The organism is Micromonospora halotolerans (assembly GCF_032108445.1).
Taxonomy (GTDB): domain Bacteria; phylum Actinomycetota; class Actinomycetes; order Mycobacteriales; family Micromonosporaceae; genus Micromonospora; species Micromonospora halotolerans.
The window spans coordinates 5,637,870-5,661,177 of sequence record NZ_CP134876.1 but is presented as its reverse complement, the minus strand read 5'-3'; the positions used below and the strand labels follow the sequence as shown (position 1 = coordinate 5,661,177).

Genomic DNA, 23,308 nt, shown 5'->3' with positions numbered 1-23,308 from the left:
CGGGCCACTCAGCCCGCGAAATCCTCCGGACGCACCTGCTCCAGGAACTCGCGGAACTTCTCCACCTCGTCCTCCTGCTCGTCCGGGATCACGATCCCCGCCTCGGAGAGGACCTGCTCGGCACAACGAATCGGCGCACCGACCCGCAACGCCAACGCGATGGAATCGCTCGGCCGCGCCGACACCCGAACGCCGTCACCGATCAACAGATCGGCGTAGAAGACGTTCTCCTTCAACTCGGTGATCTCCACCGCGTGCAACGGCGCCTTCAACGCCGCCAGCACGTCCCGCAGCAGATCATGCGTCAACGGCCGCGCCGGCTTGACACCCTGCTGCTCGTAGGCGATCGCCGTCGCCTCGACCGCGCCGATCCAGATCGGCAGATAGCGGTCCCCCTCGACCTCCCGCAGCAGGACGATCGGCTGGTTGCTGGGCAGCTCCACCCGAACTCCGACCACGCTCAGCTCGCGCACCGCCGCCTCCGTGTCGTTGTCACCTACGCCCGCACCGCGCCCTTCCCTGCACGGTACACGGACCGCGACACGGGAGTCCCATCCGCTACGTGCACCACGCCTCGCCGCAACGGGTTACCCCGGCAAGCCTACGACACGCTTCCCGACCCAAATCTTTCCGCGCCCCACGCGGACGGCACACCGCCCGCGCGGTCGCCGGCGCCCACGGCGAAGGCCGGGCGCCCCCACAGCACCCGGCCCCACCCATCTCACCGACCCAACGTCGACCGCAGCCCCACCCGCACCAACGCCGCGTGCAGCTGCTGCGACAACGCCACCAACTCCCGCGCCGTCTCCGCCGCCCGCGCCCGTGCCGCCGGATCCGACTGCCGCGCCAACGGCGCCACCAACTGCGCGAACAGGCCGACCTCCCGATCCGCCGCCGTCCGGTACGCCCGCAGGTGCCGCGGCTCCAACCCGTACGCCGCCAGACCCGCCACCGCCCGCGCGATGATCAACGCGTCCGCGTCGTACCAGCCCGGCGGATCCGACACCAGCACACCGAGCCGCTCCAACTCGGCCAACGTCGACTCGTCGACGCCGCTGCGGGAAATCAGCTCCGCCCGACCCAGCCGCACCTCCGACGACTCGGCGGACTCCGCCACCTCCCGGCCCGGCACCTCACCACCGGGACCCACCGCCACCAGATTCGGCCGCTGCCGCCCCGGCCCCGCACCCGACGAGTCCCACTCCGCCAACTGGTCCCGGATCACCCGCAACGGCAGGTACTGATCCCGCTGCGCGGTCAGCACGAACCGCAACCGCGCCACATCGTCCCAGCTGAACTTCCGGTACCCCGCCGGCGTCCGCTGCGGCTCCACCAGGCCCTCGGCCTCCAGGAACCGCAACTTCGAGATCGTGACGTCCGGAAACTCCACCCGCAACTGCGCCAACACCTCGCCGATGCTCATCAGCGGCGTCGCGGACGAGCGCGGCGGATCGTTCGCCGCCCCGGGCGACGTCGAAGCCGCAGGCCCGCTCACCCCCGGCCGGCCTCCTCCTCCGGACGCGGACCGGCGATGAACACCACCCGGAACTTGCCGATCTGCACCTCGTCGCCGTTGCTCAGCGTCGCCGCCTCGACCCGCTCCCGGTTCACGTACGTGCCGTTCAGGCTGCCCACGTCCCGCACGGTGAACGTGCCACCGTCCCGGTGGAACTCCGCGTGCCGCCGCGACACCGTCACGTCGTCGAGGAAGATGTCACTGTCCGGGTGCCGGCCACTCGTCGTCACATCGTGGTCCAACAGGAACCGGGCGCCCGCGTTCGGGCCCCGGCGAACCACCAGCAACGCCATCCCGGGCGGCAACGAACCGGACATGCGGCTCGGCACCACATCGGTGTCCGGGCCCTCCAGCACTTCGTCGAGCGAACCGAGATTGAGCGTCGAAGTGACGTCGAGCGGGGGGAACTCGTCGTCTGGGCGCGTCATGGGGACCACCTCACGGATCTGTTTCGGTCGGCGTCGGGCAATGGCGGGTCTGGCCGCCGGGCAGAAACACACCCGGCGGCTGGCTCCCCGTGCCGGGAAGGCGCATTCCGCAACGCTCAAACTATTGGTTCTCGGTCAACTGGGCGAGCCTAGCCAGCGCCGAAAAACAGGGCAACCGGACGCGCGGACAGGAGCCCGCCGCCCGGAACGCACGAACTCAGCTCTCGGTGAGCTCGCGGTACGCACCAGCGGTCAACAAACCCTCAACCGCCGCCGGATCATCCGGGGTGATCTCCACCAACCACCCCGCACCGTACGGATCCGTGTTGATCACCTCAGGGGTGTCGGCCAACGCCTCGTTGCGCGCCGCCACCGTGCCGCTCAACGGCGCGTAGATCTCCGACACGCTCTTCGTCGACTCGATCTCGCCCAGCGACTCACCCGCCGCCACCACCGCGCCCTCGTCCGGCAACTGGACGAACACGATGTCACCCAGGGCGTCCTGCGCGAAGTGCGTGATACCGATCCGGACGGCACCGCCGCCCCCACCGGCCACCCACTCGTGCTCGGCGGTGTACCGCAGATCCTCAGGAATCACCAGCTGCGTCCTTCGTCATCGGTGCACCGGGGAAAACCGGCGCGGCCGCGACCGGTCAGGAAACCGGCCGGGCGTGTTCCAGCTTGATCGGCGCGTGCAGCTGCGAAACCTCCACAGCCTCACTGTCCTCCGGCGTCACGTTACCGCCGGCCTCCTCCACCGATGCGACCACCCCGCCGGGAATGTTCAACGCCGTACGCAGCGTCGCCGGATCACCGATCACCAAGATCGTGTACGGGCCGTTCAACCGCCGCCCGTCCACCACCAGGCCACCGGTGGGCCCGTCCACGAAATACGTCGACGCGATCACCCGCACCGCCGTCCCGTCCGAGCCCGCGATCTGCATCGCCTCCGCGCCCGCGCCCCGCAACTCCTGCACCGCGTCCAGGATCCGCGCCGCCGAGATCGCCCCGTCCGGCCCGTCCGGACCGTCGAACCGCACCGACAGGCCCGGCCCCACCGCCGGCAGCGTGCCCGCCAGGATGCCCAGCTCGTCCGCCCGCCGCGTCGCCTCCTCCAGCGCCGCCTGCCGACCCTGCTCACCCGAACGCAACTGCCGCTGGCTGTCCTCCAGCGCCTCGATGTCCTGCCGAAGCCGCCGCTCCCGCGAATCCAGGTCCGACGAGATCCGGACCAGGTCCTCCTCCCGCGTCGCCGCGAGAGTCGGATCCGTCGACGTCGTCTTCAACTGCACCACCAGGGTGAACCCCAGCAACGCCAGCAACACCGCGATCATCGCGCCCGCCGACGTCAACCGCCGCGACACCGGCTTCGCCTCGGCCGGCGACGGCTCCTCCGCCGCCCCCGGCTCCTCCGCTACCGCCCCCGGCTCCTCGGCCGGCGGCGGCACGTCCTCCTGCTCGACCGGCCCGGCCGGCGCCAACGGGCTCAACTCGTCCGGATCGGGCGCGTCCGGACGCGGATCCGGCTCACTGGCCGGACCCGCCGGCCGCTCCGGCTCCGCCGGCTCCGGCCAACCCGTGCCCGTCTCCCTGTGTTCCTCGCTCATCGCCACAAACCTACGCCCGGAACAGGTGCCGGCGGATCGCCGCCACGTTTCCGAAGATGCGCACCCCGAGCACGACCACCACACCCGTGGACAACTGACCGCCCACCCCCAACTGGTCACCCAGGTAGACGATCAGGCCCGCCACCAGCACGTTCGAGATGAACGACACCACGAACTGCTTGTCGTCGAAGATCCGGTCCAGCTTCGCCCGCACCCCACCGAACACCGCGTCGAGCGCCGCCACCACGGCGATCGGCAGGTACGGCTGCAACGCCGCGGGCACCGTGGGATCGAGATACACCCCGAGCACCACACCGGCGAGCAACGCCAGCACCGCGATCATCGGCCACCTCCGGAGGGGCGAGGAGAGGAACCCGAGCCGGACGGCCCGGGACTGGTCGAACCGGCGACACCCGAACCCGACGGGCTCGGACTCACCGAAGGCTCGGCGTAGCGTAGCCGCGGCTGCGGAGCGGCCGGCAGGGTGAGGTCGTCCGCGTCCCTGACCCGGAACGACAGGCCCGTCGTCCGCTCCACGTCACGCATCAGGTCCGCCGCCCGGCTGTCCTCGAACCGCTCCCGCATCGACCCCGGCCCGATCGCCGTCACCTCGTACGGGCTCGTCACCGGCCGGTAGTCCACCAGGATCGCCTCACCCGCCTGACGGATCGTCGACGTGGCCGTCAACCGCTGGCCGTTCACCGCCACCGCCTCCGCGCCCGCCGCCCACAGCGCGTTCGCCACCTTCTGCAGGTCGGAGTAGAGCACCTGCGACGGCCCCGCCTCCGCCCCGGTCACCGCGTCCTTGTCCCTCGGCGCGTCCGCCAGGCGCACCACCACACCGTCACCGCGGACCCGACCCAGACCGGTGCCCGCCTCCAGGGTGCGCAGCCGCGACGCCTGCGAACCACTCAACGCCGCGTCCCGCTGCCGGCTCACCTCCTCGCGCAGCTGGTCCGCCCGCGCGGTCAACCGGTCCGTCTCCGCCTCACGCTGCTTGATCTCGGCGATCAACCCGGCCCGCGCCTTCGCCCGACCCGGCTCCTCGGCCATCGTCTCCCGGTAGGCCACCGCGAACAGCAACCCGATCACCAGCAGCACCACCACGGTCACCGGCCGGGCGAGCACCCGCCGCAGCCGCGACGGCGGCGCCACCGCCCGCCGGGCCGCCGCGTCGGCGTAACCCGGATCGAGCGGGTTGCGGAACAGGTCGGTAAGGAAGTCCGGGGCGTACACCCGCGCCGACGGGTCGCGGCCCTTGTCCTGGGGCGGCACCGCGGTCACGCCGACGCTCCCGCGCGCCGCGCGCGCATCGCCCGGACTAGGCGGTTGGCCTGCACCACGTACATCGCGCCGGCCACCCAGTAGAGCACCAGGCCCCACCAGGCCAGCCCCCAGCCGATCGCCCCCGCCGCGGCGGCGACGCTGTCGGCGGCGGACGCCAGCAGCAGGATCGGGAACGCGGCCAGCAGCAGGAACGTGGCCGTCTTGCCGACGTAGTGCACCGGCGGCGGGCCGTAGCCGTAGCGGCGCAGCACCGCCAGTGAGCCGAGCAGCAGCAGCTCGCGGGCCAGCAGCACCCCGGTGAACTGCCACGGCACCACCTCGCGGGCGGTGAACGCCAGCAGCGTGGCCAGGATGTAGAGGCGGTCGGCGAGCGGGTCGAGCAGCTCGCCCAACCGGCTGACCTGCTGGAGGCGGCGGGCGATCCAGCCGTCCACCCAGTCGCTGGTGCCGCCGATGGCCAGCACCACGATGGCGGCCACGTCGGCCCTGACCACCAGGAACAGGTAGAGGAAGAGCGGCACACCGACGAGCCGGACGAAGCTGATCAGGTTCGGCACGGTGAGGACACGGTCGCCCACGACCTCCGCCGCACCGCCGGTAGCCGGGTGCTCCGATGGAGCCGGCCGACGCGACACCGAACCTCCCTTCGCAGCACGGTCCGGCGGCCGAGTGAACGGCCGCCGCGGGAACGTGCGCGTTGCCGGCCGGTCAGACGCCGGCGCCCTCTCTGCGATCCCGGGCTGGGACCTCCCCTCGCGGCCCAGGATCGCGTCGATCATGGGCCGGCCAGTTGCGCTGCCACTATATCGGGCTCCCCCGGCCCGCCCCGGGCCCCGCGCTGTGCCGGTGCTCAGGTTCGGCGTGTGTGCGGCGCCACACCACCGCTAAGGCATCCTAGGACACTAGTTGAATGCCGTGACCACGCCGAGGTTCGCTCGACGCGGTCGACGGTCAGGCCGTGCGGGCGGTGGAGTCGGCGGCGGCAGCCTGGGGAGCGTTCATCGACGCCGCCTGGCCGAACGCGACAAGCGCCAGCAGCAGCTCGTGCTGCACCCGGTGGGGCATCCGGTCCAGCACCGCCTGGACGGCCTGGTGCCGCCGCTCCGCGAGCTCGCGGAGCAGGGTCTCCGCCGCGGGCGTCGGGATCAGCCGCACCTCACGCCGGTCGCGCGGGTCGGCCACCCGGCGCAGCAGGCCGACGGCCTCCAGCCGGTCGCACAGCCGGCTCGCCGACGAGGGCACCACGTCGAGCAGCTCGGCCAGCCGGTTCACGTTGGTGCGCGGGTGCGCCATGATCAGCGACAGCACCCGCAGCTGGGTCGGCGAGACGCTGACGGTGTGCCGCGAGGTGGCGGAGTCGAGCACACCGATGAGCGCCTCGGCCGCCGCATCGATGGCCGCGGCAAGATTCGGAGGTCGCTCCACCCGGTGTCCCCTGCGATCGTCCCGCTCGTGTTCGCTCCGCCGGTCCGTCACCGCCCGCCGACGTCGCCGTCCGGCGGGCGGGAACCGCGCCAGTCCAGGCAGACGACGACCGCGTCGTCGCGAAGATCCGCCTCGACGTGGTACGCGTGCAGTTCGCGCATCACCGTACCAACTGCCTCGGTCGCCGGCTGCAACCGAGTGGACCGCATCGCGCGGGCCATGGCCCGGTCCCCGTACGGCTCCCGGCCGGCCGGCTCGGCCGCGTACACCCCGTCACTGACCACGAAGAGCCGGTCCCCCGGCTCCACGGTGAACTCCTGCACGTCGTAGCGGGTCTCGGCGAACATGCCCAGCGGCAGTTGCTGATCCAGCGTGATCGGCGTGACCGTGCCGCCGCGCAGCCGCAGCACCTGCGGCGAGCCCGCGTCCACGGCCCGCACCACGCCCCGCCGGTTGTCCAGCTCCAGCAGCAGCGTAGCCACGTGCCGGCTCCCCCGGTGCTGGTGGAAAATGGTGTCCGAGGCCAGCTCGGCCTGCTCCACCAGGCTGCCGCCGGAGCGTCGCGCGTTGCGCATCGCGTTGACCGTCACCGCGGTGAGCAGCGAGGCGGCCAGCCCGCTGCCGGCGCCGTTGAGCACCGTGACGGTGAGCCGGTCGCCGTCGACCGACCAGTCGAAGTGGTCACCGCCCACCGTGTACGCCGGTTCGAGCTGCCCGGCCAGCACGAAGTCGCCGTGCGTGACGCTGCGCCCGGGAAGCAGGTCCCACTGCATCTCGGCGGCCATGGTGAGCCGTTCCCGGCGGCGCGCGCGGCGGTAGCGGTCGGTCTCCCGGTCGGCCGCCCGCAGCGCCACCGCCAGCTCGCCCGCGGCGTCCCGGACCGCCGCCACCGTCGCGGCGTCCGGTGCGGCCGGCAGCTCGACCATCAGCACACCGAGCCGCTCCCCCCACGCCGACAGCGGCAGGTAGGCCCGGCACCGGCCGTCCTCGCCGGTGTCCAGCACCGGTTCCTGGCTGCTGAAGCAGCGCTGTGCGACGCCCTGGCAGGCGAGGAAGCCGCCCTCGGGCAGCTCCGGGTCCAGCACCGGCCAGAGCCCGGTGAACCGGTAGTCGGCCACGAACACCTCGGTCCGCGACGCGCCGAACACCCGGCGGAGCGCCGCGTCCGCGGCCTCTGCCAACTGGTCGGGGGGCGCGGCGCGCAGTGCGCGCGACACCGCTCCGGACGCGTCCGGCATGCTGACATCCTCCGATGGCGATTATTGCTGTAGAGCAAGCATCATACGGAGGCCCGCCGACACCGGCACGACCCGGCTCCGACCCGCGCCGTTCGAGGTGGACGGTCCCGCGTCAGCCGGCCGGCCTGGTGGCCAGCGCGCCGTGGAAGGCGTCCGGCACCGGCTCCGGGGCGCCGGCCGGCCGCCACCGCGCCACCGGCACGATGCCGTCCGCCGTCGGCTGCCAGCGGCCGAGCAGCGGCGCGAACCGCGCGGGCGCCCGCATCCGGAACGCCGGACCCATCATGGCCAGCGCCTCCGGGTACGCGGCGAGTTCCTCGCTGTCGAAGTCGATCGCGAGGAAGCTGCCCGGCGCGACCGCCTCGTACAGCTCGTCGAGGGTGCGGGCGAGGGTGTCGTCGTCGAGGAACGCGGCCAGCCCGAGGAAGACCACCCCGACCGGTTGCCTCCCCCACCCTGGCACGAACCGGTGCAGCTGGGCCGGGTCGACCGTGCCGATGTCGGTGGCGTCGCCGTAGCCGTAGCCGGCCCGGTCGCTGTCGGCCAGCAGGCGCTGGCCCAGCCGGATCGTCACCGGGTCGACGTCGGTGTAGAGCACGGTGGCGTCCGGGGCCACCTCGTGCACGTTGCCCCGAGTGGGCACGCCCGCCCCGAAGACCAGGAAGCTGTCCACCCCGGCGTCGGCGATCGACCGGACCGCCCGGCCGAGGAAGGCGCGCAGCGAACGGAAGATCTCCGCGCACGGCCCGTACGCGCTCTCGAAGGCGCCCGCCGCGGCCACGTCGACCGGGTAGTGGTGCTCGCCGCCGAGCCAGTAGTCGATCATGCGGGCGGTGCTCGGCTGGTCGGGCTCGGCCATCGACAACGCTCCCTCTCTCCGGCGACGGTCGCCAGCGTACCCACGGGTCGGCTCGCGCGGTATCGCCTCGGCGACGGCCCGGGGGCCGCGATACTGGCCGCGGGCGACCACGGCGAGGAGGTACGCGTGAACTCGGCGAACGGCGCGGCGGTGGTGGTCGGGGTCGACGGCTCGGAGCCGGCGCGCACCGCCGTGCGCCTGGCGGCCCAGGAGGCGGCCCGGCGGCAGCGCCCGCTGCGGGTGGTGCACGGATTCATCTGGCCGCTGCTGCGCGTACCCGTGTCGGCGCCGGCCGAGGGACCACCCGGCGGCGGCCTGCGGCACCAGGCCGAGGAGCTGGTCGCCGAGGCGGTCGCCGAGGCCGAGTCGGCCGCGCCCGGGCTGCGGGTCTCCGGCGAGATCATCGACGGGGAGGCCGCCGCCGTGCTGCTCGGCGAGTCCCCGACCGCCGCGATGATCGTGCTGGGCGACCGCGGTCTCGGCGGATTCGCCGCCCTGGTCCTCGGCTCGGTCGCGATCCAGGTCGCCTCGTACGCCGACTGCCCGGTGCTGGTCGCCCGCGGCACGGCCCGCCCGGCCGGTCCGGTGGTGGTCGGGGTCGACGGCTCCACCCTGTCCCGCGCGGCCGTGGACTTCGCCGCCGAGGAGGCCGTGATCCGTGGCACCCGGCTGCACACCGTGCACGCCTACACCCACCCGGCGTCCGCTGGCCCCGGCGACATGCAACCCCTGGTGTACGAGGAGAGCGACCTGCGCGACGAGGAGGACCGGGTGCTGGCCGAGTCGCTCGGCGGGCTCACCGAGCGCCGGCCGGAGGTGCCGGTCACCCGGGCCGTGGTGCACGCCCGGCCGGTCGCCGCGCTCGTCGAGGCGTCCCGGGAGGCCCAGCTCCTGGTGGTGGGCCGGCGCGGCCGGGGCGAGCTGACCGGGCTGCTGCTCGGCTCGGTGAGCCAGGGGGTGCTGCACCGCGCCGACTGCCCGGTGGCCGTGGTCCGCGCACCCGGCTGAACGGTTGGCCCCGGCCACGGCGGGTAGACCGTACGGTCAGCCACAGCGACCGGAGGAGGCAGCGATGCCAGGACCACGGCCGGGCAGCAACGCGTACGACAAGGAACGGGCGCGGCTGCGCGATGTGATCGAGCAGTCCGGGCGCGCCGCCGACCAGGAGGCGAACCAGGTCGCGAACCGGATCCTCCAGGACGACCGCGGCCAGCGGGGCGTGGTGCGGGGCGAACGGACGTTCGGGCCCAAGGGCGAACGCGAACCGGGCGACCCGAAGTGAGGGCCGCTCCCGTTGTCGACGGCGCCATCGCGGGCGCCGTCGGCAGCGCCGCGTTGAACGTGGTGAGCTACCTGGACATGGCGGTGCGGGGGCGGCCCGCGAGCAGCACACCGGAGCAGACCGCCGGCAAGCTGGCCGACGCGGCGCACGTGGACCTGGGGCCCGAGGCGAAGGCGGCGAACCGCCGTTCCGGCCTCGGCCCGGTCATCGGGTACGGCACCGGCATCGCGGCCGGCGCGCTGTTCGGTCTCCTGGCCGCTCGCCGCCGGATTCCGCTGCCGGTGGCCGTGGGGCTGCTCGGCGGCGGCGTCATGGCCACCTCCGACGGCTCCATCGCGGCGCTCCGCATCAGCGACCCGCGGACCTGGGGCCGGGCCGACTGGCTGTCCGACCTGGTGCCGCACCTGGCGTACGGAGCGGCGGCCGCAGCCACCTGGCGGAGGCTGCGGCCGCCGTCACGGCGGGGCTGACTCAGCCCCGCCGGTCGCTCTCGTCCTCGGCCACCGGCTGGCCCGCCGGGCCGTACGGCGACACCTGTCCCTTCGGGACCGGCCGCCCCACGTCCGCGTTGGAGCTCCCACCCTTGCCGTGCGGCCCCTTGCTGCCGCTCTGGGGAATCAGTTCCCGGCTGTCCTGGCTGGTCGCGCCCTTGTCGCTCCGGCGCAGTTCCTCCTGCTGCGGCTTGACCACAGGTCTCTCCCTCCGCTGACGGCGCACGGTTGGGCCGCGCACCTGAGCTGGGTACCCGCCGCCGGGAGGCGCATTCGGGCCGGGCCGCGGGCGTCTGGTCCGCCGCCGGGCGGGTATCACCGAGGGATGCCAGACGATCGGAACGTGGCGCGGGCGCTGCTGGACCGGCAGTCCCGGACCTACGCGGAGGAGGCCGGGATCGCGCTCGCCGACCGGCCCGGCCCGCTCTACCAGCTGCTGGTGCTCACCACGCTGCTGAGCACCCGGATCCGGGCGTGCGTGGCGATCGCCGCGGCGCGGGAACTCTTCGCCGCCGGCTGCCGCACCCCTCAGGCCATGGAGGCGGCGAGCTGGCAGGACCGCGTCGACGCGCTCGGCCGGGGCCACTACCGGCGTTACGACGAGCGGACCGCCACCATGCTCGGCACCGGGGCCCGCCTCTGCCTGGACCGGTGGCACGGGGACCTGCGCCGGATGCACAAGGAGGCCGACGGCGACCGGACCGCGCTGCGCCGGCTGCTCACCGAGTTCCCCGGCATCGGCCCGACCGGGGCGGACATCTTCCTCCGCGAGGCACAGGCGGTGTGGCCGGACGTGCGCCCGTACGCCGACCGGCGGACCCTGGCCGGCGCCCGCCGGCTGGGCCTGCCGGCGAACCCCGGCGGCCTGGCCGGGCTGGTCGGCGAGGCCGACTTCGGGCGACTGGCGTCGGCGCTGGTGCGGGTGGCGCTCGGCGAGGAGTCGGCCGGCGAGATCAGCCGGACCGCGGCGGCCCGCTGAGCCGGCCGCGCGTCACTTGGCCGGGCCCGGTTTGGTCAGGTTCCACGCGAGCGCCGAGGCGAGCAGGGCCAGCAGCACCACGCCGCCGGAGATGCCCCCGCCCTCCTCACCGCTGCTGCGGTGCCCGGTGGCGCCGAAGTAGATCACGGCCAGTCCGGCCAGCACGGTGATGAACGTCCGCAGTCCTCGGTCCTTCACGTTCCGGACGGTACGGCGCTCCGGCGCCACGGAAGACCGGTTTGGCGTGCCTGTCCCCCGGTCGGGGGTCATTCGGCCCGGCAGCCGGCGGCCGGGCCGCGCAGGCGCACCCGGCGGATCGTCCGGTCGGACACCTCGACCACCTCGACGGTGAGGCCCGGCAGCCGGATCCGCTCCCCCGGCCCGGTGGGCAGGTGGCCCAGCCCGGCCAGGACCAGCCCGGCGACGGTGGTGTACTCCCGCGTCAGCGGAAAGGTCACCTGCACGCCGGCGTCGGGCAGGTCGTGCAGCGGGAAGTCGCCGGGAAGCAGCAGCGCGCCGTCGGGCTCCCGGACCGCCTGGTGCACGTCCCGGTCGGTCTCGTCGTACAGCTCGCCGACCACCTCCTCGAGCAGGTCCTCCATCGTGACCAGGCCGTCGACCCCGCCGAACTCGTCGATGACCAGGGCGAGCTGCTCGCGGCGCTGGCGCAGCTGCCGCATGGCGTCGGCGACCGGCAGCGTGCCGGGCAGCAGCACCGGCGGCCGGGCGCGCTGCCCGACCCCCGCCCCGTCGGCGTCGACCAGGTCACGGATGTGCACCACCCCGCGCACGTCGTCCAGCCCGCCGGGACCGGTCACCGGCGCGCGGGACCGGCCGGTGGCGGCCAGCCGGCGCATGGCCTCGGCGGCCGACAGATCCACCGGCAGCATGGTGACCTCCCGGCGCGGCACCAGGATCTCCCGCAGGGTACGGCCGGCGATGTCGAACGCCCCGGACAGGATCTCCCGCTGCTGCGCGGAGAGCCCGCGCTGGCTGACCAGCATCTCCCGCAGCTCCTCCTCGGTCACCTCCTGCCGGTTCGCCCGGGGATCGCCGCCGGCCAGCCGGACCAGCAGGTCGGTGGCCCGGCTGAGCAGCCACACCGCCGGGCGGGACAGCCGGGCGAGCAGGTCCAGCGGCGCGGCGCTGAGCAGCGCCCAGCGTTCCGCCGACTGCATGGCCAGCCGCTTCGGGGCCAGCTCGCCGACGACCAGCGTCACGAAGGTCAGCGCCACCGTCACCAGCACCACGGCCACCGGGCTGGCGGCCCGGCCCAGAAAGCCCAGCGGGCCGACCAGCGGCTCCGCCAGGGACACCGCGGCGGCCGCCGAGGCGAGGAACCCGGCCAGGGTGATGCCCAGCTGGATGGTGGCCAGGTAGCGGTTCGGCTCCCGGGCCAGCCGGGTCAGCCGCGCCCCGCTGCGCCCGGTCCGGCCCAGCCGTCGCAGCTGCGCCTCGCGCAGCGTCACGATGGCCATCTCGCTGCCGGACAGCGCCGCGTTGACCAGCACCAGGACCAGCACCAGGACAAGCTGGCCGGCCATCAGTCGGTCTCCAGGTCGTCCAGGGAGATCGCGTGGGTCATGAGCCACCGGGCCAGCGCGCCCATCCCGAACAGCCACAGCGGCGCCGACTCGGTGGTGCCGTTCGTGGCGAAGATGGCGAACCGTAGGTCCGGTGCCCGGTACGCCTCGATGCGCCACCGGTGGTTCCTGTCCCGCCAGACCGCGGAGGGGTCCATGGCGTCACGGTAGGTGACCGGGTGGGGCCGCCGGTGCCGCTTGGCTCACCCGCCCGGGTGGACCACCTCGCGGGCGTCGTCGGGCAGCCGCCGCGTGGCGCCCCGCCGGTCGAGCAGTTCCAGCAGCGGCACCGCCACGCGGCGGGTGGTGTCCAGCGCCTGCCGGGCGGCGCTGAGCGTGAACGGCTGCGGCAGCCCGGCGAGCACCCGCACCGCGTCGTCCAGGGCGCCGGGCAGCAGCACCACGTTGTCGGCGAGCCGGAGCAGGGCGCCCGCACGCACCGCCGCCCCGATCTCGCGGGGGCCGAGGCCGAGATCGGCCAGGCGGTGCGCCTCGGGCGCCTGGAACGGGCGGTCGCCGTACTCGGCGCGGACCCGGGCCACCGCCCGGGCCACCGGTTCCGGCAGCGCGTCGCCGGAGGTGGCGGTGACCCGGCCGCCCCGCAGCCGCAGCGGCGGGCGCAGCAGCGCCTCCACGAGCGCCCGGTCCGGCAGGTCCAGCCGGTGCCGGAGCACGTCGACCGGCACGCCGGCCGCCAGGGGCTGCTCGCGGGCGTACCGGGCGACCTCCTCGGCCAGCCGGCGGCCCAGGTCCCGCCAGTGGTCCAGGTCGGCCAGCCAGTCCCCGGCGACCGGGGCGGCGTCGGCGGGCACGCCCATCCGGGTCAGGTCACCGGCGCGGACCAGGCGTCGCCGCCGCAGCTCGCCGGCCAGGTCGGGCCGGCCGTCCAACCCGGCCAGCACGGTGGCCCGGGCGGCGGCGGCGCCCCGGCGGCGCAGCGGCGGCGGGTCCACGTCCAGCACGGTCACCCCGCCGCTCACGTGGTGCCGGCCCGGGTCGCGCAGCAGCGCCCGGTCGCCGATCAGCAGCGGCAACGGGCGGTCCAACCGGAGCCGGACCGTGTCCGGGCCGAGCGGGCGGACCCGGGCCGGCACGGCGGCCGAGCCCACGTGCAGGGTGAGGGTGGGCGGCAGGTCGGCCGCCGGATCGCCGGCGAGCCGCACGTCGAGCAGGTCGGTGGCCCGGAACCGGCCGGGACTGAGCAGGGCGTCGCCGCGGGCCACCCGGTCGCGGGACAGCCCGCGCAGGTTCACGGCCACCCGGGCCACCGCGTCGACCTGGGCGTGGGCGGTGTTCAGCGCGTGCAGGCCGCGGACCCGGACCGGTTCCCCGGTGGCGGCGAGTTCGAGCGTGTCGCCGACGCGCAGCCGGCCGCCGCCGAGGGTGCCGGTGACCACCGTGCCGCTGCCGCGGACGGTGAACGAGCGGTCCACCCACAGCCGGACCGAGGCGTCGCGGGCCGGGTCGGGCAGCCGGGCGGCCAGCCGGTCCAGCGCGGCCCGCAACTCGGGCAGGCCGGCCCCGGTGACCCCGCTGACCGGCACGGCCTCCACCTCGCCGAGCGAGGTCGCGGCGATCTCGGCGCGGGCGCGGGCCAGCGCCGGGCCGGGGTCGGCCAGGTCGGCGCGGGTCACCGCCAGCAGCCCGTACGACACCCCGAGCGCGTCCAGCGCGGCCAGGTGCTCGGCGGACTGCGGCATCCAGCCCTCGTCGGCGCCCACCACGACCAGCGCGGCCGGGACCGGCCCGACGCCGGCCAGCATGTTCGGCACGAACCGCTCGTGCCCGGGCACGTCGACGAACGCCACGGTGCCGCCGGAGGGCAGGGTGGTCCAGGCGAAGCCGAGGTCGATGGTCATGCCCCGGCGGCGTTCCTCCGCCCACCGGTCGGGTTCCATCCCGGTCAGCGCCCGGACCAGCGTGGACTTGCCGTGGTCGACGTGCCCGGCGGTGGCCACCACCCACACGGTCAGGCCCCGACCCGCAGGATCGCCGCCCGCACGTCCGGGTCCGCGGCGGCGGGCACGCAGCGCAGGTCGAGCAGCAGCCGGCCGTGCAGCACCCGGCCGAGGATCGGCGGCGCGCCGGTGCGCAGCGGCTCGGCGTACCGCTCGGGCAGGCTCAACGCCCACGAGTCGAGGTCGACCCCGGGGGCGCCGCCGCCACCCACCACCGCCACGCTGGGCACCACCTCGGCCTTGCAGCCGTCCTCGCCGAGCCGGTCGCGGAGCCGCTCGGTGCGGGCGCGCAGCGCGCCCGGCTCCGCGTGCAGCGCCTCCCGGGTCGGGTTGGTCGGCGCGTGCAGGGTCGCGGCGAGCGCGGCCAGGGTCAGCTTGTCGACCCGCAGCGCCCGGGCGAGGGGGTGCCGGCGCAGCCGCTCGACCAGGTCCGCCGCGCCGAGCAGCAGCCCGGCCTGCGGTCCGCCGAGCAGCTTGTCGCCGCTGGCCGTGACCAGGTGCGCGCCGGCGCGCAGGGTGGTCGCGGCGTCCGGCTCGTCGGGCAGCAGCGGGTCGGGGGCGAGCAGCCCGGAGCCGATGTCGGCGACCACCGGCACGCCGAGGGTGGCCAGCTCGGCGACCGGCACGGCCGAGGTGAAGCCGGTGACCCGGAAGTTCGACGGGTGCACCTTGAGCACGAACCCGGTACGCGGGCCGACGGCCGCGGCGTAGTCCCCGAGGCCGGTGCGGTTGGTGGTGCCCACCTCGCGCAGCCGGGCGCCGGTGCTCTCCAGCAGGTCGGGCAGGCGGAACCCGTCGCCGATCTCGACGAGTTCACCGCGGCTGACCACGATCTCCCGGTCCGCGGCGAGGGCGGTGGCGGCCAGCACCAGGGCGGCCGCGCCGTTGTTGACCACGTGCACGGCCGCCGCGTCGGGCACGGCGGCGGCGAGCGCCTCGAGCGCCTCCCGGCCGCGCCGGGCCCGCCGCCCGGTGCGCAGGTCCAGCTCCACGTCGGTGTGCCCGGCGGCGGCCACCAGGGCGTCGACGGCGGCGGCCGCCAGCGGGGCCCGACCCAGGTTGGTGTGCAGCACGACGCCCGTGGCGTTGAGCACCGCCCGGGGGGTCGGCGCGGGCAGGTCGGCCAGCGCGGCGTCGCGTACCTGCTCGGGGGCGAGCTCGCCCGCGCGGGCGCGCCGCTGCGCCCGCACGATCGCGGCCTTGACCCGGTCGCGGCCGAGCGTGCCGGCCGCGGCGGCCAGCGCCGGGTCGGCGAGCAGCGCGTCGGTGCGCGGCACCCGCCGCCGCGGGTCGACGTCACGCATCGGGTCTCCCAGGGGACAGCTTGGCGGAGACGGACGGGAATCGAACCCGCCTGGCCCGGGTCCCGGACCACTCCGGTTTTGAAGACCGGGAGGGGCACCAGCCGCCTGAACGCCTCCACCCAGCACCTAACCACATGCGATCTCCGGACGCCCGGCGAGGGCGGGAAGCGCACCGGATCAGGGCCCCGGCGTCTGGAAGTGGGGTCGTGGCTTGCCGGGAGTGGTGGGCAGGCGGGTGATGGGCGGAAGCACCAGCGCCACGAAGGCGAGGATGCCGATCACCGTGAAGGGCAGGGTGTAGCTCTTGCCGCTGGCCTCGTACAGCAGCGACGTGAGCAGCGGACCCACCACTCCCCCGATGCTCCACGCCACGATCATCGCCCCGTAGATGGCGCCGGCGTTCGGCGTCCCGAAGTAGTCGGCGGCGGTCGCCGGCATGGTGCCGAAGCCGCCGCCGTAGGCGAGGTAGACCAGGGCGGCGAGGACGGCGAACAGCCAGAACGCGGAGGCGTGCGGCAGGATCAGGAAGCAGACGCCCTGCAACGCGAGCATGCCGATGAACGCCGTCATCCGGCCGATCCGGTCGGACAGCCACGCCCAGGCCACCCGCCCGCCACCGTTGAACAGGCCCAGGACGCCGACCAGGCCGGCGGCGGTCGCGGCGCCGACCCCGGCAACCGCCTGCGCGGCGTCCGCCGCCTGGGAGATCAGCGCGATCCCGCAGGTCACGTTGAGCGTGAGGATCAGCGTGAGCAGGTACCACTGCCGGGTGCGCAGGGCCTCGCCGAAGGTGTACACCCGGGTGCCGGCGACGGCCCGGCCACCGACCGCCGGGGTGAAACCCGGCACCTGGTAGCCGGCCGGCGGATCGCGGAAGAAGGACGCCCCCAGCAGCACCGCGACCAGGTAGGCGATGCCCAGCGGCAGGAAGACGCTGGTCTTGTGGTCGGTGCCGTTCAGCAGCGCCTTCGCCACCGGCGCGGTGATGACCGCACCGAACCCGAAGCCGGCCACGGCGATCCCGGTGATCAGCCCGCGCCGGTCCGGGAACCACTTGCTGAGCATGGCGATCGGCGTGATGTACGCGGCACCGAGCCCGATGCCGCCCAGCACGCCGTAGGTGAGCAGCAGGAGCCACAGCTGGTCGCTCGACGACACCAGCGACGCGAGCATGGTCCCGACGGCGTAGAGGATCCCGCCGCCCAGCGCCACGGGCCGTGGCCCCCGCCGGTCCTGGATGCGCCCGCCCACCAGGCTGCCGATGAAGATGGTCCCGATCGCCACCTCGAACGGCAGCACCACCTCGGCCTTGCTCCACCCGAACTCGGCCTGGAGCGGCTTGTTGAACACGCTCCAGGCGTACACGGCGCCCAGCGCGAGCTGGACGAGCACGGCGGCGACGACGAGACCCCAGCGGCCTCGTGTCGGTGGTCGATCCCCCCGCGAATGCGCGGCTGTTGTGGCCATGAGCGGTACCCCCGTATCGGCTCATGGGCCGGCGCCTGTCCTGCCTATCCCCCGTTCGGGCCGGCGCCCGGCCCGTTGATGTCTGTTCCCGGGCTCTCCCGTCGCCGGGCCCGGTCCCGCTGTGGCACCACGGTGTACTTCGGGTCCCGCGCCGAGGCGACCCCGCCGTGGAAGATGCCGAACCGCGTGCAGACCGACGCGGCGAGCAGCGCGCCGCCCGACAGCCCGGAGAGCACCCGGCTGCGGCGCCCCGCCAGCGCGCCGAGCACCCCGGCGGCGGTGAGCGCCCGCCCGGCACGCAGCAGCTTCCCGGCGGTGCCGGTCGCGTAGGGCTCGCTGAGCAGGCCCAGCCGGGTCTCCACCCGGTGCCCGCCCCACAGCTCCAGCGCCGCGCCGGCGACCGCGAGACGCCGCGCCGGCCCGGCCTGCCGGGTGGGCGCGGCCAGCAGCCCGACGCCGGCCCCGCTGGCCAGCGCGCTGCCCGCGAAGATGACCGGCAGTTCCGGGTACGCCTCGTGCCAGGACGGCACCGCCGTGTCGGCGAGCAGCACCCCGGTGTAAGTGGCGAGGGCCGGGGCGGTGACCGCGGCGGCCAGCCCGGCGGCGTTCCCGGCCGGCGGCAGCAGCCTCCGGCCGAGTCCGAGCACACCCCGCTCCGGCAGCCAGCGCGCGGCCTCGGCGACCGCCGCGACACCGGCCGCGGGGCCGAAGGCGCTGAGGATCCAGGTGCCCATCGACATCGGCGAGGTCGGCTTCGCCACCCGCAGCATGTGGTGGAACCGGGCCGGTCTGCCCAGGTCGTGGATGAGGAAGTACGCGCTGGCGCTGACCGCCGCGAGGGAGGTGACCCGACCGGCCCGGCGCAGCGCGGGCCGGTCGGTGAGCTGTCCACCGGCGGCCAGCAGTGACGACCCGGCCGCGAGCCCGCCGGTGAACAGGTACGCGGCGACGTCCCACTTCCACACGGGCGCCTTCAGGATCGGCCGCCCGTAGTACGACGTGAACTCGGCGGGCGGCACGGTGAGCTGCTCCCCGCCGCCGCCCCCGCGGCGGCGCCGGCGGCGTTCCGTCGGCGGGACGTCCCGGGGTGGCTGGGGCGCCAGCCGGGCGCCGGCGGCCGCCGTGTCGGTGCGCGCCACGCCGGCCCCGGTGCCGGTCGCCCGGCTCCCGTTCGCACCCGTCTTCGGCGCGTGGCCACCCGGCTCGCCCGGGCGGACCGGCCCCTGGGCGGCGAGCCGCTCGCGGAAGCGGCGGAACAGGGCACCGACGGCGGGGCGCTCCGGACTCACGATGAACCTCCGACGAACGCGGCGACGGCCGCCGCCGCCATGGCCAGGGCGGCCAGCCCCGCGCGCTTCCACATCCTCGGCAGGTCCCGGGTGGTGACCACCGGGTCCGGCGGCAGGCCGTACACCTCGGGCTCGTCGAGGAGCAGGAAAAACGCGCCGTCCCCGCCGACGCCGTCGGTCGGGTCGTGGCCGTAGAGGCGGGCCTCCGGCACGCCGTGCTCGTGCAGCTTGGCGACCCGCTGCGCGGCGCGTTCCCGCAACTCGTCCAGGGGGCCGAACTGGATCGACTCGGTGGGGCAGGCCTGCGCGCAGGCCGGCGTCTTCCCGGCGCCCAGCCGGTCGTAGCAGAGCGTGCACTTCCACGCCCGGCCGTCGTCCTTGCGCTGGTCGATCACCCCGTACGGGCAGGCGGAGATGCAGTAGCCGCAGCCGTTGCAGATGTCCTCCTGCACCACCACCGTGCCGAACTCGGTGCGGAACAGCGACCCCGTGGGGCAGACGTCCAGGCAGGCGGCGTGCGTGCAGTGCTTGCAGACGTCCGACATCATCAGCCAGCGGAAGTCGGTCCGGGTGTCGACGCCGGTGGCCCGCCCCGGCGGCTGGGCGCCGGGCATGCCGAGGAACTCCGGGCCGGCCGCCATCCGCGCCGCCACCTCCGGCCGGCCCGGCGGCAGCCCCGGGTCGGTGCCGGTGTCGGTGGCCGTGCCGGCGGCGGTCGCCGCGCTGCCCGCGCTGCTCGGCGGGCCGGTCGGGTTGTCCGCGAACGGCGGGGTGCCGTGCCCGACGGGGCGGGGCTGCTCGATGAACGCGACGTGCCGCCAGGAGTTGGCGGTCAGCGCCCCGGTGTTGTCGTAGGACATGCCGAGCAGGTCGAAGCCCGAGTCCGGGACGCCGTTCCACTCCTTGCAGGCGACCTCGCAGGCCTTGCAGCCGATGCAGACGCTGGTGTCGGTGAAGAACCCCATCCGGGGGCCGGCCTCGACCCAGCCGGCGTCCGGGGCCGGGTCGAGCGGGCCGTAGAGGCTGTTGACGTCAGGCATCCCCGCCCCTGTCCCGCGCCGCGTCGGCGGACCGCTCGTCGGTGCTGCCGGCGGCGTCGTCCCCGCCCGCCGTGCCGGTGGTGACCAGCGGCACCTTCCGGCCCGGCGTCAGCCCGGCCCGCCGCTGGTAGTCGGCGACCAGGTCGAGCAGGGCCGGCCCGGTGGGCCGGCGGCCCGGCCGCACGTCGCAGGTGCCCACCTTGCTCTCCTGGATGAGCACGTTCGGGTCCAGGGTGATGCCGAACAGGTCGTTGGCGGAGTCGCCGGTGACCAGGCCCTCGCTGCCGAAGTGGTACGGCAACCAGAGCTGGTGGATCACCCGGCCGTCGACCCGCAGCGGGGTGAGCCGGTCGGTGACCAGGACCCGCGCCTCGATCACCGCGCGGCCGCTGACCAGGTGCGCCCAGCCGAGGTGCGTCAGCCCGACCTCGGCGGCCAGCTCCGGGGACACCTCGACGAACATCTCCGGTTGCAGCTCGGCCAGGCGCGGCACGGTCCGGCTCATCCCACCGGCCGTGTGGTGCTCGGTGAGCCGGCTGACCGAGAACACGTACGGGAAGACCTGGCTGTGCGGCTCGGGCGGGCTCGGGTTGACCGAGTTCACCGGGTGCTCGTAGACCTTCCGGGTCGGGTTGGCCTGCTGCCCGTAGAGCGGGTTGCGCATCGGGGACTCGGCCGGCTCGTAGTGCGTCGGCAGCGGCCCGTCGAGCACGCCGGTGGGCGCGTACAGCCAGGCCTTGCCGTCGCCCTGCATGACGAACGGGTCGTCCCCGGCGAGGGCTGCCGGACCCGCGGCACCCTCCGGAGGCCGGTAGCTCGGCGGTTTGGTCTTCTCGAAGTCCGGCACGTCGTAGCCAGTCCACTCGCCCTTGTCGGCGTCCCACCAGACGTACTTCTTGCGCTCGCTCCACGGCCGGCCCTCCGGGTCGGCCGAGGCGCGGTTGTAGAGGATGCGCCGGTTGGCCGGCCAGGCCCAGCCCCACTCGGCGGCCACCCAGTCCTGCTCGTGCCGGGACTTGCGGCGGGCCGCCTGGTTGACGCCGTCGGCATAGACACCGGTGTAGATCCAGCAGCCGACGGCGGTGGAACCGTCGTCCCTGGCCTCCGGGAAACCGCCGAGCAGGCGGCCGGTGGCCACCTCGTAGCCGTTGATCTCCTTGAGCACCGCCTCGGCGCTCGGCTCGGCGTCCGGGCCGTGCGTCGGGTAGTCCCAGGCCAGGTCGAGCAGCGCCCGGTCGCGGGGTTTGGTGGAGCCGGCCAGCTTCTCCCGCAGCACCCGGCCGAGGTGGTAGAAGAACCACAGCTCGGAGCGGCAGTCGCCCGGCGGGTCGAGGGCCTTCTCCCGCCACTGGAGCAGCCGCTGGGTCTGGGTGAAGGTGCCCTCCTTCTCCACGTGCGACGCGGCGGGCAGGAAGAACACCTCGGTGCGGCACTCCTCCGGCACGATCTCGCCGGTGGCGATCTCCGGGCTGTTCCGCCAGAAGGTGGCGCTCTCGATCATGAACAGGTCGCGGACGACCAGCCAGTCCAGGTTGGCCATGCCGAGCCGCTGGGCGCGGCCGTGCGCCGAGCCGACCGCCGGGTTCTGGCCGAGCAGGAAGTAACCCTTGATCTTGCCGTCGATCATGTTGAGCACCTGCTGGTAGGTGCCGTGGTCGCCGGTCATCCGGGGCAGGTAGCCGTAGCAGAAGTCGTTCTCCGGCGTCGCCGCGTCCCCCCAGTACGCCTTGAGCAGGCTCGCCGCGAAGGCCCGGGAGTTGCCCCAGAAGCCCTTCTGGCCGGGGTGCCGGATGCTGTCCACCCACTCGTCGAAGGTCGGGTGGTCGGCGTGGTGCGGCATCGGCAGGTAGCCGGGCAGCAGGTTGAACAGGGTCGGGATGTCGGTGGAGCCCTGGATGCTGGCGTGCCCGCGCAGCGCCAGGATGCCGCCGCCCGGCCGGCCCATGTTGCCCAGCAGGGTCTGGATGATGGCGCCGGTGCGGATGTACTGCACGCCGACGGTGTGCTGGGTCCAGCCCACCGAGTAGACCAGAGCCCCGGTCCGCTCCCGCCCGGAGTTCTCCGTCCAGGCACGGGCCAGCTCCAGGAACTTCTCCTCGGGGATGCCGCAGACCCGGGCCACCATCTCCGGCGTGTAGCGGGCGAAGTGCCGCTTGAGGATCTGGTAGACGCAGCGCGGGTGCTGCAACGTCTCGTCGCGTTGGGTCTGCGCCGGCACGGGCATGCCGTGCGACTCGTGCCGCAGGCCGGCCGCGCTGTCGCGCTCCTTGCCGGTGCCCCGCTCCGCGGACTCGCTCTCGTGCCCCTCGTACTGCCAGGTGGTCTGGTCGTACGAGCCGGTCTCCGGGTTGTAGCCGGAGAAGAGCCCGTCGAGGTCCTCGGTGTCGGCGAACCGCTCGCTGACGACGGTGGCCGCGTTGGTGTACGTCAGCACGTACTCCCGGAAGTCCAGCTCGTTGTCCAGGATGTACCGCACCACGCCGCCGAGCAGCGCGATGTCGGTGCCCGCCCGGATGGGCAGGTACGTGTCGGCGAGCGCGCTGGTCCGGGTGAACCGGGGGTCCACGTGGAAGACCTTGGCGCCACGCTTCTTGGCCTCCATCACCCACTGGAAGCCCACCGGGTGGGCCTCGGCCATGTTGGAGCCCTGGATGACGATGACGTCAGCGTTGACCAGGTCCTGCTGGAAGTCCGTCGCGCCGCCGCGACCGAAGCTGGTCCCCAGACCGGGGACGGTGGCGGAGTGTCAAATGCGGGCCTGGTTCTCGATCTGGAGGGCCCCCATCGCCGTGAACAGCTTCTTGATGAGGTAGTTCTCCTCGTTGTCCAGCGTCGCCCCGCCCAGGCTGGAGATGCCCAGCGTCCGGTTGAGCGGGCGGCCCTGGTCGTCGACGTCCTCCCAGGTCTCGTCGCGGGCGGCCAGGATCCGGTCGGCGATCATGTCGAGCGCGACGTCGAGATCCAGGTCCTCCCACTCCGTGCCGTACGGCCGGCGGTAGCGCACCTTGGTCTGCCGCAGCGGGCTGGTCACCAGGCTCTTGCTGGCCGAACCCTTGGGGCAGAGCCGGCCGCGGGAGATCGGGCTGTCCGGGTCGCCCTCGATCTGGGTGACCTGCCCGTCGGAGACGAAGACCCGCTGCCCGCAGCCCACCGCGCAGTAGGGGCAGACCGAGCGGGCCATGCTGTCGGCGGTCTCGGTGCGCGCGGTCAGCGCCGCCGAGCGGGCCGACTGCGCCGCGGCGCCCCGACCGAGCGGGTCGGTGCCGGTGAGCTGCCGGTAGACCGGCCACCCCTGGATGAAGGTCTTCACCCCCATGCGGCGCACCCCCTTCCCGGCTGGCGGGTAGCTGACCTCTTGAACATTAGGCCAGCCGAGGTGTGCTCGCGACCCAGGACGCGGAAAACAGCGGCGCCCCGGCCCGGCGGGGTCGCGGTGCAGCCCGGGAGACGCAGAAACAGCGGCGCCCCGGCCGGGCGGGGTCGCGGTGCAGCCCGGGAGACGCAGAAACAGCGGCGCCCCGGCCGGATGGCCGGGGCGCCGCTGGGCGTCGGTGT

Annotated in this window: 25 protein-coding genes and 1 tRNA gene; 4 read left to right on the top strand and 22 right to left on the bottom strand. The window is 74.5% G+C overall.

Translation table 11 applies throughout. From position 1 onward, the window contains the following. Window positions 1-8: 8 nt before the first annotated feature. From RMN56_RS26655 to RMN56_RS26605, 11 genes are all read right to left on the bottom strand, one after another. A complete protein-coding gene (locus RMN56_RS26655; RefSeq protein WP_091258060.1) occupies window positions 9-473 on the bottom strand; it encodes a bifunctional nuclease family protein in 465 nt (154 codons plus the stop codon). A gap of 248 nt (window positions 474-721) precedes the next feature. Further along, window positions 722-1,495 (bottom strand): transcriptional regulator FtsR, encoded by a 774-nt coding sequence (ftsR, locus tag RMN56_RS26650; RefSeq protein ID WP_376787234.1) that lies wholly within the window; start codon window positions 1,493-1,495, stop codon window positions 722-724. Then, window positions 1,492-1,944, bottom strand: a complete 453-nt coding sequence (gene odhI, locus RMN56_RS26645) for an oxoglutarate dehydrogenase inhibitor Odhl (RefSeq protein WP_007071101.1) — start codon at window positions 1,942-1,944, stop codon at window positions 1,492-1,494. The genes ftsR and odhI overlap by 4 nt, the downstream gene beginning before the upstream one ends. A 217-nt stretch (window positions 1,945-2,161) precedes the next feature. Next, window positions 2,162-2,542, bottom strand: a complete 381-nt coding sequence (gene gcvH / locus RMN56_RS26640; RefSeq protein WP_151461489.1) for a glycine cleavage system protein GcvH — start codon at window positions 2,540-2,542, stop codon at window positions 2,162-2,164. Between the two features lie 55 nt (window positions 2,543-2,597). Continuing rightward, on the bottom strand, window positions 2,598-3,551 hold the full coding sequence (locus RMN56_RS26635) for a DUF881 domain-containing protein (protein ID WP_313720363.1): 954 nt from the start codon (window positions 3,549-3,551) through the stop codon (window positions 2,598-2,600). 10 nt (window positions 3,552-3,561) lie between these two features. Then, the gene (locus tag RMN56_RS26630; protein ID WP_007071104.1) at window positions 3,562-3,894 is read right to left on the bottom strand and encodes a small basic family protein; all 333 of its coding nucleotides are present in this window, start codon (window positions 3,892-3,894) and stop codon (window positions 3,562-3,564) included. After that, window positions 3,891-4,835 carry a DUF881 domain-containing protein gene (locus RMN56_RS26625; RefSeq protein WP_313720362.1) on the bottom strand — a complete coding sequence of 315 codons (945 nt, stop codon included), beginning with the start codon at window positions 4,833-4,835 and terminating at the stop codon, window positions 3,891-3,893. Before RMN56_RS26625 ends, RMN56_RS26630 begins: the two co-directional genes overlap by 4 nt. Continuing rightward, window positions 4,832-5,473 (bottom strand): cardiolipin synthase ClsA, encoded by a 642-nt coding sequence (gene clsA / locus RMN56_RS26620; protein ID WP_376787233.1) that lies wholly within the window; start codon window positions 5,471-5,473, stop codon window positions 4,832-4,834. The genes RMN56_RS26625 and clsA overlap by 4 nt, the downstream gene beginning before the upstream one ends. 316 nt (window positions 5,474-5,789) lie before the next feature. Then, entirely contained in the window at window positions 5,790-6,263 is a 474-nt protein-coding gene (locus tag RMN56_RS26615) for a MarR family transcriptional regulator (protein WP_313720360.1), read from the bottom strand. Window positions 6,264-6,310: 47 nt separating this feature from the next. Next, window positions 6,311-7,501, bottom strand: a complete 1,191-nt coding sequence (locus RMN56_RS26610) for a PP2C family protein-serine/threonine phosphatase (RefSeq protein WP_313720358.1) — start codon at window positions 7,499-7,501, stop codon at window positions 6,311-6,313. Between the two features lie 112 nt (window positions 7,502-7,613). Beyond that, entirely contained in the window at window positions 7,614-8,360 is a 747-nt protein-coding gene (locus RMN56_RS26605; protein ID WP_313720357.1) for an SAM-dependent methyltransferase, read from the bottom strand. Between the two features lie 126 nt (window positions 8,361-8,486). Between RMN56_RS26605 and RMN56_RS26600 the strand changes: the two genes are divergently transcribed. The 3 genes from RMN56_RS26600 (at window position 8,487) to RMN56_RS26590 (ending at window position 10,112) form a co-directional block, all read left to right on the top strand. Beyond that, window positions 8,487-9,368 (top strand): universal stress protein, encoded by an 882-nt coding sequence (locus tag RMN56_RS26600; protein ID WP_313720356.1) that lies wholly within the window; start codon window positions 8,487-8,489, stop codon window positions 9,366-9,368. A 64-nt stretch (window positions 9,369-9,432) separates the two neighbouring features. After that, window positions 9,433-9,642, top strand: a complete 210-nt coding sequence (locus tag RMN56_RS26595) for a phosphatidylethanolamine-binding protein (protein ID WP_091258078.1) — start codon at window positions 9,433-9,435, stop codon at window positions 9,640-9,642. After that, window positions 9,639-10,112, top strand: a complete 474-nt coding sequence (locus RMN56_RS26590; protein ID WP_313720355.1) for a hypothetical protein — start codon at window positions 9,639-9,641, stop codon at window positions 10,110-10,112. The genes RMN56_RS26595 and RMN56_RS26590 overlap by 4 nt, the downstream gene beginning before the upstream one ends. Before the next feature lies 1 nt (window position 10,113). Here the strand turns inward: RMN56_RS26590 and RMN56_RS26585 are convergent, their stop codons facing one another. Beyond that, entirely contained in the window at window positions 10,114-10,332 is a 219-nt protein-coding gene (locus RMN56_RS26585) for a hypothetical protein (RefSeq protein ID WP_313720354.1), read from the bottom strand. A gap of 126 nt (window positions 10,333-10,458) precedes the next feature. On the opposite strand from RMN56_RS26585, the gene RMN56_RS26580 reads away from it, so the two are divergent. Further along, a complete protein-coding gene (locus RMN56_RS26580) occupies window positions 10,459-11,112 on the top strand; it encodes an HhH-GDP family DNA glycosylase (protein WP_313720353.1) in 654 nt (217 codons plus the stop codon). 12 nt (window positions 11,113-11,124) lie between these two features. Here the strand turns inward: RMN56_RS26580 and RMN56_RS26575 are convergent, their stop codons facing one another. The 10 genes from RMN56_RS26575 to fdh all read right to left on the bottom strand — a co-directional run bounded on the left by RMN56_RS26575 (window position 11,125) and on the right by fdh (window position 23,069). Continuing rightward, window positions 11,125-11,310: a hypothetical protein gene (locus RMN56_RS26575; RefSeq protein WP_151461500.1), complete on the bottom strand. Its 186-nt coding sequence runs from the start codon at window positions 11,308-11,310 to the stop codon at window positions 11,125-11,127. A 68-nt stretch (window positions 11,311-11,378) separates the two neighbouring features. Next, on the bottom strand, window positions 11,379-12,656 hold the full coding sequence (locus tag RMN56_RS26570; protein ID WP_313720352.1) for a hemolysin family protein: 1,278 nt from the start codon (window positions 12,654-12,656) through the stop codon (window positions 11,379-11,381). After that, the gene (locus RMN56_RS26565) at window positions 12,656-12,853 is read right to left on the bottom strand and encodes a hypothetical protein (RefSeq protein WP_091258094.1); all 198 of its coding nucleotides are present in this window, start codon (window positions 12,851-12,853) and stop codon (window positions 12,656-12,658) included. The genes RMN56_RS26570 and RMN56_RS26565 overlap by 1 nt, the downstream gene beginning before the upstream one ends. 45 nt (window positions 12,854-12,898) lie before the next feature. Then, window positions 12,899-14,662 carry a selenocysteine-specific translation elongation factor gene (gene selB, locus RMN56_RS26560; RefSeq protein WP_313720351.1) on the bottom strand — a complete coding sequence of 588 codons (1,764 nt, stop codon included), beginning with the start codon at window positions 14,660-14,662 and terminating at the stop codon, window positions 12,899-12,901. Window positions 14,663-14,664: 2 nt separating this feature from the next. Beyond that, window positions 14,665-15,957 (bottom strand): L-seryl-tRNA(Sec) selenium transferase, encoded by a 1,293-nt coding sequence (gene selA / locus RMN56_RS26555; protein WP_313720350.1) that lies wholly within the window; start codon window positions 15,955-15,957, stop codon window positions 14,665-14,667. Between the two features lie 21 nt (window positions 15,958-15,978). Next, window positions 15,979-16,074, bottom strand: a tRNA-Sec gene (locus RMN56_RS26550). A 60-nt stretch (window positions 16,075-16,134) separates the two neighbouring features. After that, entirely contained in the window at window positions 16,135-17,424 is a 1,290-nt protein-coding gene (locus RMN56_RS26545; protein ID WP_446685806.1) for an L-lactate MFS transporter, read from the bottom strand. Between the two features lie 44 nt (window positions 17,425-17,468). Further along, entirely contained in the window at window positions 17,469-18,713 is a 1,245-nt protein-coding gene (gene nrfD / locus RMN56_RS26540; RefSeq protein WP_313720348.1) for an NrfD/PsrC family molybdoenzyme membrane anchor subunit, read from the bottom strand. After that, window positions 18,710-19,753 (bottom strand): 4Fe-4S dicluster domain-containing protein, encoded by a 1,044-nt coding sequence (locus tag RMN56_RS26535; RefSeq protein WP_313720347.1) that lies wholly within the window; start codon window positions 19,751-19,753, stop codon window positions 18,710-18,712. Before RMN56_RS26535 ends, nrfD begins: the two co-directional genes overlap by 4 nt. Then, window positions 19,746-23,069, bottom strand: a complete 3,324-nt coding sequence (gene fdh / locus RMN56_RS26530; RefSeq protein WP_313720346.1) for a formate dehydrogenase — start codon at window positions 23,067-23,069, stop codon at window positions 19,746-19,748. The genes RMN56_RS26535 and fdh overlap by 8 nt, the downstream gene beginning before the upstream one ends. Between the last annotated feature and the right edge of the window lie 239 nt (window positions 23,070-23,308).

What these genes read in the sequence shown, in the direction of transcription:
- odhI (WP_007071101.1), bottom strand. Translation starts at nt 1,944, where the DNA reads ATGACGCGCCCAGACGACGAGTTCCCCCCGCTCGACGTCACTTCGACG.
- RMN56_RS26565 (WP_091258094.1), bottom strand. Translation starts at nt 12,853, where the DNA reads ATGGACCCCTCCGCGGTCTGGCGGGACAGGAACCACCGGTGGCGCATC.
- RMN56_RS26630 (WP_007071104.1), bottom strand. Translation starts at nt 3,894, where the DNA reads ATGATCGCGGTGCTGGCGTTGCTCGCCGGTGTGGTGCTCGGGGTGTAT.
- RMN56_RS26535 (WP_313720347.1), bottom strand. Translation starts at nt 19,753, where the DNA reads ATGCCTGACGTCAACAGCCTCTACGGCCCGCTCGACCCGGCCCCGGAC.
- RMN56_RS26610 (WP_313720358.1), bottom strand. Translation starts at nt 7,501, where the DNA reads ATGCCGGACGCGTCCGGAGCGGTGTCGCGCGCACTGCGCGCCGCGCCC.
- RMN56_RS26580 (WP_313720353.1), top strand. Translation starts at nt 10,459, where the DNA reads ATGCCAGACGATCGGAACGTGGCGCGGGCGCTGCTGGACCGGCAGTCC.
- RMN56_RS26635 (WP_313720363.1), bottom strand. Translation starts at nt 3,551, where the DNA reads ATGAGCGAGGAACACAGGGAGACGGGCACGGGTTGGCCGGAGCCGGCG.
- RMN56_RS26570 (WP_313720352.1), bottom strand. Translation starts at nt 12,656, where the DNA reads ATGGCCGGCCAGCTTGTCCTGGTGCTGGTCCTGGTGCTGGTCAACGCG.
- selA (WP_313720350.1), bottom strand. Translation starts at nt 15,957, where the DNA reads ATGCGTGACGTCGACCCGCGGCGGCGGGTGCCGCGCACCGACGCGCTG.
- RMN56_RS26595 (WP_091258078.1), top strand. Translation starts at nt 9,433, where the DNA reads ATGCCAGGACCACGGCCGGGCAGCAACGCGTACGACAAGGAACGGGCG.
- RMN56_RS26545 (WP_446685806.1), bottom strand. Translation starts at nt 17,424, where the DNA reads ATGGCCACAACAGCCGCGCATTCGCGGGGGGATCGACCACCGACACGA.
- RMN56_RS26605 (WP_313720357.1), bottom strand. Translation starts at nt 8,360, where the DNA reads ATGGCCGAGCCCGACCAGCCGAGCACCGCCCGCATGATCGACTACTGG.